The following is a 9,090-nucleotide window of genomic DNA, read 5'->3' on the forward strand; positions in this document are numbered from 1 at the left end:
CCTTATAATGATGCACCGTAGGTCATATTAGATACGGTAATCGCCTTTAAACTGGCACTATCAAAAACGGACTCACCCGACATGTAACCCACTTTTAATAGCAGGGACGGCGAGGGCATGGCCGCGTAATAACAGCAATATTCCGCGCCTAAACTGCCCACACGCATAAACAGTTTGTTATTCGCCATCACTTCAAAACGGTAGCGGCGGCAAGTGCGGCCATACTGACGAATGATGCTCATCAGCAAATCAGGGTTTTCAGCGACTTGTCCGTCACTGACGCGCAAAATAATCACATCCCAATCTATCGCCGGTTGTCGTTCCCGTACTTCAACATGGCCGACACCTAAACGTTCAAAGATAGCGATAAATCCCGCGACACTGCCCGCCTCTCTGGCATTAATAAACGCGTATTTCACCCGTTTACGAAATAATGTCAGCGGTTCACCGTTAAAGCGCTGGATATCCCGCTGATAGGCCAACATCGGCAGTAATTCCGCCGAACAAGTTTCCGCGTCCAATTGGGCTAACGGCCATGTCAGCCAGCGGTAAATCATTAACCAGAACTCACGCGCGGCCCAAAGCAGTTTGGCGGGTTCTCCCTTATCCATCCATGACGGCAAGGCCAGCCGCTTGAGTCGTTCCCTGAATTCAGACATGCTTCACCTCAATTATCAGTGATTGCAGCCTGGGCACACTTAAATCACTCAGAATGTCATCCAATGAAAAAGTCAGTGATTCAATCTCGGCAAATTCACGGTGTATTTCTCGCCCCAGGTTGGAAAAGGAAAATCGGGCATACGGCCAGGTTTTTTTCACGTGATATTCCCTATTTTCCCGAAAGGCGCAGCGGATCAGGTTTTCAACATCCGTTTTTAATGTTGTTGCCTGTTCCTGGCTGTAGTTCGCCAGATTTGCTACAAACAACGTGACCAATAATTCATGGTGCGTTTCAGGCATCGGCAGACACTGCATATCATCCCCATGCCCATGATGCCCCTGATGGGTGATATAATCGTTCACTGCCTCAATAAAGGGCTGGCTGATGACCCCAGAATCCAACAAAAGATAAGCGTTTGCGGTGCCGGCGCCACGAGGCGCATCATGCAGGAAAAAAATGCGATCAATGCTCAAACCTGCCACAGCGGCAATCATACCGCGGTAAACTGCATCTGTATGATAGTTGCCCACCCAGTTATATTGGTTCCGACAACGGTCGCGCAAATCATCATCGGATTCGGCATCTGAACCGGGTGTCAATAGCCAACCCTCTTCATTCTGTACTCGCTCAATGCCAGACACTGCCACGGGCGGGATACGAAAATAACCGGGGGCAAGGTTGAAAGCACCGCCTGCCGCTTCTGCCCTGACAGGCAATAAGGCACTGGACACATCATCAGCCATCACTACGCTTTCCGTGGTGCTGACACGGTAAATTTCGCCATTAATGCGTTCGGTCTGGATCACCGTTCCGGCGGGTACAGTCACCATCGATGCACCTGCGGCTTTATAGAAGCGGAGCACACCCTCCGCGGCAGATGCGGGCTTGCGTTTCAGGTTTACCCCCCACGCAAACATATCCAACCATATGCCCGATGCGGTCGCCAAGTACATATTTTTTAAGGTGACATTGATTAACACCGCTTTCAGCCATAACACTGGGCGCGTCACTATGGTGTCAATCAGCCGCCAAAACGGAGACATTTTCGACGTGTTGGTGACAAGCCCCGCATCATCCACAACTTTAGCAAAGGCGGCGCTGATTTCGGCCTCCGTGGTCGGCATCCCGCTATCACGTAAGACCTTTTCATAATCAATCGTCGGTTTCGTTTCCACTGCTCACACTCACATTAATACGGCCAAAATCATAAGTTTCAGCGGCTATCCATAACTTAATGGGTGATTCTTCATTAATGATGACGGTTCCCGGAATAATCCGCTCATCGTCTTCGACCAGTATGCCTATCTGTGTGTGAATGTCTGCCCGTAGTGTTGGGCTGCGTTCGGCGATAAGTTTCGTTGCCAAGCCACTTTCAAGAATGGCATGTACACAATCCTGACCGATGGAAATACGGTTATGACAGAAACGTGGCTCATTCCCTGAATTGAGTGTGAAATTGCGCTCACTAATGAATAAATCAATATATTTCGGCTCATCCATATGCCACTTGTTCCCATTCCGTTAATTGCTCCGGTGTCATGCCGTTGGAAATATTCAACGTCACATTTTCAATTCGGCGACTGTTATCATTGATGGTCTGTGAATGGGTTGTTATTTCCTTGAGCAGACCATTTTTAGTCATGCCCTGTTTTCTCCCGCCTGTGAGTATCTCCTGCGTTTCAGGGGGGTTAACCCATTTCAGGGATCTTCACTTTTCCCACAGGTTCGATGACGGTTTTCTCAATAGCTTGGGTTTCAATATTGATACCGGGAATATTATTTAATTTATCGATAATCCAATGGTAGCTGTCGGAAAAGGAGTTCATCAGCCAATCCCATAAGCCGCCGAAGATATTGCCGATATTCTCCACAATGCCCGCAAAGGTATCCGCCAGTGAAAAACGGCTAAACCCGTTACACAGGTTATTCCAGCCCTCGGCGATCCCGCCCCAAACCGCACTGAATATCCCGCCAACCCATTTCACATACGCCGCCACCATCCTAAAGGCGGTTGTGTTCATCAGGGCCGCTTTGATGGCATCCCAATGCCTGATAAGCAGATAAATGCCAACAGCCAGCAACGCAATAGCAGCAATAATCAGCAAGATCGGCCAGGTCATGAAGCTGAATGAAATACCCGCTAAAAAGGCCGCAATCCTGACAGCCCGCAATACCCCGTGTAACACGCGTAATGTGGTGTTCCATGCAATAATAGCCGCGTTATAGAGCCACACCGCCGCCGCTCCCAGTTTCATGACAAGCGTACAGGCCGCCCAAATCCCCTTAAGGCCAATCCAGATAAATTTAGAGACGCCCATGACGAGATTGGCGGCAGCCCCCGCAGCGGCAAAACTCAGAATACTGAGAGTGATATAACCGACCCAGCGGGCGATATTAGGAAACAGTTTCAGCCAGCGCACCAATAATTGACCGGCATTGGCAAGCCTATTGACCAGTAAAGAGATAACCGGGAGCAATGTTGAACCTACGGCAATGCGGATATTCTGCCAAATAGCGTGTAACCGCGCCCACGGGTTCGCCATCCGCTCAGCCATTTCGCGAGCACGTTTCAGGCCATCATTGGCCCCTAACGCCGAAATATTCTTACGCAGCATATCCACATTGCTTCACAGTCACATGCAAAAAAGCTAATCCCCATGATTAAGGATAAACCTACCCAAAAAAAACCGATATAGAATTTTACGAGGAGATTTGGCGAGAGAGGATTTTAATACCACAAAAAACTCTTGACGCAATGGAATTTAAAATAACGTTAACAAAAACGAAATGAGCAAACTTGAAAAAGAAGAAATCAAAGAGAAACTTGAAAATGTAATTAACGGTAGAGATATCCACAATGCAATTTACATATATATACAGACAGAAAAGTGAACAACATAAGAAGGCTAGCAGCCGGTATCGGCGTAATACTACTTCTAAGAAAAACAGTTCATGATGATGCTTTTTTTGACATTAAAAAAGCTATCCTAGTTCCAGTAATTCAATTGATTTCATACAGGATGGATACCGTACTGAAGGATCATGCTGTAAATACTACTTTCTCGCATATTTGCTGGATTCCGATCTGCTACATAAATAGTAAAGCAGTAATGATACCTGTGATTAGGAAATGCGATATTTCATTAATGAATAAGGCAGAAGGAGAAATCGTTATAATCAACCCATTTAGCGATTGAATTAATAAAAAAGAATACTAGTAAACAGATAATACACAGGTCGGCATGATGTTATACGACTGAATAGTTGAAGTGAGGTTTAACGTTGATAAGTAAGCCTGCAGTCTGAAGAAGGTAGCAATAATTAATAACTGACACTGGAGTTATGTAGTATGACCCATTTTCTTTATCATCAATGCAAGGATTCAAGAGAAGCCGAGGAATTCAGAGACAAAGCTGAGGTTACAGAAATCCGCAGGACTTTATTGATAAGTTCTGGAAAAACAATTATCGATAGTCAGCTATCCCCTGATACTTCAGATGTTTTGAAACAACTGATCAATCGAGACATGAGCAAAGGGGATGACCTAGTTATTTTAGATCTTAACAGTTTGGGAAGGAACTCAGGAATGATTCAGGAGAACATAATCCGTTGTGCGAAGAAGTCCATATGCATACACTATTACTTTCCTCAAAAGAAGCTAACACCGACGGCTGATGGATATATTTTTACGTTACCACTTCCTAAGATTCAAAATGAATGCAGAAGGATGAACCTGGCTGCTTTGAAGACAAGGAATATCACTAACCCCTTAGGAAGGAAAGAGGGTAGTAAATACCGAATAAAAATCGAGGCAGCTAAGCGCAGTGGGCTAACTCAATCGGCGCAAACGGGATCGTCAGAATAGATATGCAACAATTTCCCTTCAGAACCGTTAATTCCCAATATATATCCATCTTTCGATTTGAAACGCAATTTAGGAAAAGGAGTTTTACTGTCAATCAGTAAATTGCCAACGGTTGCGGTTTTATTGCTAGAAATGCGTAAGAAAGTATTATCGCTCTCAGATTTAGCATAACTTCCCACATCCCCAGCATTCAGACTAATATCCCCGGGCAACGGCTTCCCGTTAATTTTCCGGCTATTCGGCACCGCCCCTTTAGCCAACACCACCATTTCCGATAAACCGATATTTTTTACAAATTCAGTTTTATTGAAGATGTCTGCCCCATTTTGATTTTTAGCGAGCTTATTATTGGCATTATCATTCACATCAGAAACAAGTTTCTGAGTTGCTGCAAGGGTATTACTGTTACCTGTCTTGTCTGTAAGTTGGGTGATGCCTTTTTCTATAAGTGTGGCGTCAGGAATAAAATCTTGAGTTGCAATCTCTCCCAGTCCTAAATTATTACGCGCTGTCGCTTTGTTATTAATATCAGATAAGTTATTAGCTTTCTGTAGAAATAACCCATTAGGATCTGCTAGTAGATTTTTCCAACCGGAAACTGATGTACTATCCGGATCTGTATTGTTATCTTCTACCCTATTCCACCAAATTTTACTTCCATCAGAACTGGCAACAATGGCCCCTTTAGGATAACCATCAATGGCAGCACTAAAATCAGCATTATATGAATACAAACCACCAGACATTGAATAACGTATTGCGGTAGTAATATCATTCAATATCCCGTTCATATCCTTGCCAGATGGAGGAATTCCACCAGCAGATATTGCTGTCATCGTTAACGGGGGAAAACCGCTCGGATACGTAGCTACTCCTTTTGCCAAGCTGCTTTCAGTTGATTTTGTTGCAATCTCGTTATAGTCTCCGGCGCTCGCAAACGGAACAGCAATAAGATTAGGTTTTTCAGTTGATTTCATTTGTTGGTATCCTTTGAACGATTGCGACACTGACACCAACCGGGTAAGGCAGTACTCCCGATGTTTGAACAATTGCTAATTCTGCTGTTGATAGCTGAAATTCAAATACATAACTCATCTTCATATTTCCATCATCAGTGATATATGCACGTCCACTATCGCTAAACATATAAACAAGCATTCTGTTGATGTTTGGTATAGTGCAGTCAGATATATTTGACATGGCTTTCATCATAATTAGCTTTCGGTACATCTGATCTGATAGCTCAATAGTTTTTGTTTTTGACTCCCCGGAATAAAATGGTGCTTGGTCAAATGGATTTGGATCTGTCGTTGTCGGAACATTCAGTAAAGCTTCACCAAAACCTATATATTTTACATTTTCATTAACAGTAAGCCGCCTGCTGACATTCACTATTTTTCCCCACACATCCAGTCCGTAAGTATTTGCTGTGTCAATGTTCCAAATCAGATCGTAAAATGTATTAATAAATTCAGCAGAGGAAACAGCAGCATTGAAGCTTAGAATAAGTGAGTTGAGTTTTGGACTAGCGGCATACTGAGCAAGAATAGTTGCTCCCACATTTTCCATTTATGAACCTACTAATTTCACAGATATATTATCAACGTCAAGCGTTGGGATTTCATCAATACCAAAACTAATTGATGTTGAATAAGTAATACCGTCACGGCTAAGCGTAATATTGTAAATATCAACACTCGATGTATCTATGTTATAAATGCCTGAATAATATCTACCAGCAAATAATGTAGATGCTATTCTTGCTCGCGTTCCACCGTCTTCTCCGTTAAATGCTTGCGCTATAGCTGACTTAACCTGTGTTTCAATATCAGCAGGAAGGTAATCGCTATTCGCAAGTGAGACGTCAACATAGACACGAATGGGCGCGGGTATCACATATTTAATTTCATATTCGGGGTAAGGCTGAACATAGTTTTCATCATCCACAATTGTGTGAGTTGTATTTCCGTTCGTAGGAATACCTGGAGGCTTTTTCTTCCAGATTGCTCTAGCGACATCCTCAGTTTTTCCCCCATACACAGCACTATAAATAGAGTTCGGCGCTATTCTGTATTTTGATACCCCGACCGTTTTTACTACCGAAGTATCATTTGAAATAACGTATGCATCTGCCACGCCATTTACTTCTAATACTGCGGCATAAATGGCATGTAATGAGTTTGTCGCATTTTTAGCAACAGATTGTTTACGACGATACTCAAAATTAGCGCGGGTTTCCTCATCTGCGCCAGGTACGCCAGCATTCGCATTACTGATACCAGACCAGCCGGGTGCCGAGCTATAAATCGTGTTCAAGTCATCAATTTTGCATGCTAACGGCCCTGTTGTTGAGTTTTGGAAAACAACATCAACAGAGCCTCTGTTATTGAATGATAAAGATACCCTTTTTTATCTTGAGCAATACTACCAATTGGAATAACTGTATTAACTAACCCAGTGCATGTTGCTGTTACCGTTGTTCCCGATGCTGGAATTCGATCTAAAAAATAAATTCGTCCGATAGCATCTTGAAAACGTCCGGTTGCATAATCCGGGTTAATTTGATTGACAATAGCAAGTAACTGATCGTTCTTGTCAGCAATGATAGCCGCATCACTCATTGCTATTTGACCTTGCGGTGTTGTTAAGCTCGTACTCATTGCACCACCCATTGCTGTAGCCAAATCATTTAACCGCCCATTTAAAATATCAACCTCGTCGGGCACAGTTAGACCCGTCTTTGTAAAGGTTACACCTGGAACACTTGTTGTCAGTACTGCAGAGTTAGTCATCAGAAATTTACCACCGTTGATTGATTGTTCGAGTCCGTTATTGTCATCATGCCCGCAATAGTTCTCTCCTTCCCATTTATAGCTTTACAAGTGGCAGACTGAACATAAGGTAACTTCATTGCTTCTTGTTGCATTTTGCTGTTGATTAGCTGAGTTCCCGGCCAATGTCCCAAAATTCGCTGGTAATAAGGAATACCCAATTTTGTGTCATACCAGCACTCCCCCAGATATGTACTACAGGCACAAGCGACATCCTGCGCTACAGAATAGGGATTATCAGTAATGGCGATATTTCCAGAATCATCTAACGTTAAATCCCATGACGCGGTATCAAGCAGAAGTGAACGAGTTTGCATTTTCGTACCTTATAGAAATAAAAAAACCGCAATTAAGCGGCCAGATATGAAAAAAACAGTACTAGACAGTTTAGTTATTATCTCTGAAATCCTGAGCTATTCTTGCCAGATAACTCATTATCTTGGGATTTCTAGCTTTTCCATGAGCATCAGGATGCATTATCGCCAATAAGGAATATTTGTTTTCTTCCAAGAGACCTTGAACATATACTAGACAAGCATCATTTTCTGGGCTATTTGATTTACACGTTCTATAATACTGAACCCTATTTGTAGGGAATGAATCAGGCGGAAAGCAAAGATGAATATGCATCATACATGATTTATATGCTGCTTCTGGCTGAGTGTAAGCAACATCCCTACCAAAATAATCAGGGACTTCTCCGGTTTCTTTATAGTGTTTAAAATCTTGCAGAATAGCCTGTTCAAGATCTGGATGCTTTAGGAAGACGTCATCAAAAAAATCTTTCCTCGTATACTCGTTTATTGATACATCCACTTGTTCCATTTATCACCCAGTAAATGAAAAATTCCCAGACTCAATCTTTTTGGTTGTATAAGCAGCCAATTCTGATAGAGCAGCTTTATTTATATCGCTTTTATAAATCTTAGGCAAAGTAAATAATTGACGAGAAAAATCATTAAGACGAGTTATCTCAAATCTGGCCTTTGCTATAGATTTCAGATACATCCTCATTTCTTGTTTTTCTTCATCAGGTCGATCTTGCTTCAACATAGCTTTGAGCCCCTGCTCAAATCCTCTCATTGTGGTTTCGCAAGCCTTATTAATTTCTATATCGTTTTGAAGCAAAATACCACGAATTTGACTTTCATCAAGGCTTAGGAGATTTAAATAATATTGGCTAATTTCATTAGCTAATGAATCAACAATCTCTCTTCTTTCTTGATATTGAGTTTTCAAATCATCCAGACTACAGATAGTTTCACCTACTTTAAAGCTAAGCATACTACAACCGTCCCTCGAATCCACATAACCAGCAGAGAATGAAGGAACCGACAGCACTCCTCCGAATAAAACTACTGCTAAACAATTCCTTAGTGATAGATTCATGACGTTCTACCTTATCAAATAGTTTGTTATAGTGAGTCACAAACAGTCATAATGTGTCACTATGTATCATATTAAACCACTATTCTGAACCTTACAACCATGCAGTAAATGACAATTAGCCACCTATGTAAGCCTTATTCCAGAAGATAACGAACGTTAAAAGCAAGATTTAGAAAAATAGCATCACATTGACATCATTTTGTCATGAGTGTCATACGTCTGATGAAAATACGCAACAATATTGTACTGTAACCCGAATTCTGGATAAGAAATTGACATGAAGCCTGTTCCAGGAGCAATGTTTTGGTGCACGCCGAAACAGCTCCGGGGAGGAACAGGCTATG

General features: G+C 42.4%; 12 protein-coding genes and 1 pseudogene. 2 read left to right on the top strand and 11 right to left on the bottom strand.

Annotation, left to right across the window (positions count from 1 at the left end; genetic code table 11):
* Positions 1–2: 2 nt before the first annotated feature.
* The 5 genes from BA1DRAFT_RS08155 to BA1DRAFT_RS08170 are packed head-to-tail and all read right to left on the bottom strand — an operon-like array spanning position 3 to position 3,276.
* On the bottom strand, positions 3–659 hold the full coding sequence (locus BA1DRAFT_RS08155) for a phage tail protein (protein WP_036777841.1): 657 nt from the start codon (positions 657–659) through the stop codon (positions 3–5).
* A complete protein-coding gene (locus BA1DRAFT_RS08160; RefSeq protein WP_036777843.1) occupies positions 652–1,836 on the bottom strand; it encodes a baseplate J/gp47 family protein in 1,185 nt (394 codons plus the stop codon). The genes BA1DRAFT_RS08155 and BA1DRAFT_RS08160 overlap by 8 nt, the downstream gene beginning before the upstream one ends.
* Positions 1,814–2,161 carry a DUF2590 family protein gene (locus BA1DRAFT_RS08165; RefSeq protein ID WP_036777845.1) on the bottom strand — a complete coding sequence of 116 codons (348 nt, stop codon included), beginning with the start codon at positions 2,159–2,161 and terminating at the stop codon, positions 1,814–1,816. Before BA1DRAFT_RS08165 ends, BA1DRAFT_RS08160 begins: the two co-directional genes overlap by 23 nt.
* Positions 2,154–2,303: a hypothetical protein gene (locus BA1DRAFT_RS24000; protein WP_235200998.1), complete on the bottom strand. Its 150-nt coding sequence runs from the start codon at positions 2,301–2,303 to the stop codon at positions 2,154–2,156. Before BA1DRAFT_RS24000 ends, BA1DRAFT_RS08165 begins: the two co-directional genes overlap by 8 nt.
* A gap of 46 nt (positions 2,304–2,349) precedes the next feature.
* On the bottom strand, positions 2,350–3,276 hold the full coding sequence (locus BA1DRAFT_RS08170) for a phage tail tape measure protein (protein ID WP_235200999.1): 927 nt from the start codon (positions 3,274–3,276) through the stop codon (positions 2,350–2,352).
* Positions 3,277–3,549: 273 nt separating this feature from the next.
* On the opposite strand from BA1DRAFT_RS08170, the gene BA1DRAFT_RS23505 reads away from it, so the two are divergent.
* Positions 3,550–3,858, top strand: coding sequence for a hypothetical protein (locus BA1DRAFT_RS23505; RefSeq protein WP_036777846.1), 309 nt, complete (start codon positions 3,550–3,552; stop codon positions 3,856–3,858).
* A gap of 152 nt (positions 3,859–4,010) precedes the next feature.
* Positions 4,011–4,526 (top strand): hypothetical protein, encoded by a 516-nt coding sequence (locus BA1DRAFT_RS08180; RefSeq protein WP_036777847.1) that lies wholly within the window; start codon positions 4,011–4,013, stop codon positions 4,524–4,526.
* Here BA1DRAFT_RS08180 and BA1DRAFT_RS08185 read toward each other — a convergent pair.
* The 6 genes and pseudogenes from BA1DRAFT_RS08185 to BA1DRAFT_RS08210 form a co-directional block, all read right to left on the bottom strand.
* Positions 4,496–5,503 carry a phage tail protein gene (locus BA1DRAFT_RS08185; protein ID WP_051560716.1) on the bottom strand — a complete coding sequence of 336 codons (1,008 nt, stop codon included), beginning with the start codon at positions 5,501–5,503 and terminating at the stop codon, positions 4,496–4,498. The two genes, BA1DRAFT_RS08180 and BA1DRAFT_RS08185, sit on opposite strands and share 31 nt — an antisense overlap.
* Positions 5,490–6,095, bottom strand: a complete 606-nt coding sequence (locus BA1DRAFT_RS08190) for a DUF2612 domain-containing protein (RefSeq protein ID WP_036777848.1) — start codon at positions 6,093–6,095, stop codon at positions 5,490–5,492. The genes BA1DRAFT_RS08185 and BA1DRAFT_RS08190 overlap by 14 nt, the downstream gene beginning before the upstream one ends.
* Positions 6,096–7,318, bottom strand: a pseudogene (locus tag BA1DRAFT_RS24005) (baseplate J/gp47 family protein). It lies immediately after the preceding gene.
* Positions 7,318–7,674: a contractile injection system sheath initiator gene (locus BA1DRAFT_RS08200; RefSeq protein WP_036777849.1), complete on the bottom strand. Its 357-nt coding sequence runs from the start codon at positions 7,672–7,674 to the stop codon at positions 7,318–7,320. The pseudogene BA1DRAFT_RS24005 and the gene BA1DRAFT_RS08200 overlap by 1 nt, the downstream one beginning before the upstream one ends.
* A gap of 70 nt (positions 7,675–7,744) precedes the next feature.
* Entirely contained in the window at positions 7,745–8,182 is a 438-nt protein-coding gene (locus BA1DRAFT_RS08205; protein ID WP_036777850.1) for a type II toxin-antitoxin system YafO family toxin, read from the bottom strand.
* Positions 8,183–8,185: 3 nt separating this feature from the next.
* On the bottom strand, positions 8,186–8,746 hold the full coding sequence (locus tag BA1DRAFT_RS08210; protein WP_036777852.1) for a hypothetical protein: 561 nt from the start codon (positions 8,744–8,746) through the stop codon (positions 8,186–8,188).
* Positions 8,747–9,090 lie beyond the last annotated feature (344 nt).

Origin of the sequence: Photorhabdus aegyptia (genome assembly GCF_000612035.1) — a bacterium.
Classification (GTDB): Bacteria; Pseudomonadota; Gammaproteobacteria; order Enterobacterales; family Enterobacteriaceae; genus Photorhabdus; species Photorhabdus akhurstii.